The 339-nt window shown below is 57.2% G+C and carries 1 pseudogene; it reads right to left on the bottom strand.

The features are described 5' to 3' along the window. A pseudogene (locus KJQ96_RS38925) lies at positions 1-339 on the bottom strand (hypothetical protein); the annotation flags it as partial.

Consider the following 339-nt stretch of genomic DNA (forward strand, 5'->3'; position numbering starts at 1 on the left):
CCGATTTTCCGGAGACATGAATTGACGCCCCGATGCGAGCCGTTTGGCCTCCGGCACGGTCAGCAACTGAGCCTTGTAGCTTTCTCGTTCGATATCGCCGATTACGGGGAGCGCCACGCAATGCCGACGGAGCACGCGCCCGATAGCCATAAAGCCCATTAATCGCATGAAGAAGTCGCTCATGCGACTAGCCGCACCACCGACATAGGGCATCTGAATGAGCACGATTTCGAACTCATCCATCACTTCTTGCCTGATTTTGCCTATGTCGGAGAGCTGCGCGCGTTCGCGCAACATCGTTTCGGCAAGATCGAGGCGCTGGCGCATGGCGGCTTCCAT

This window comes from Bradyrhizobium sp. sGM-13, from assembly GCF_018398875.1.
Lineage (GTDB): Bacteria > Pseudomonadota > Alphaproteobacteria > Rhizobiales > Xanthobacteraceae > Bradyrhizobium.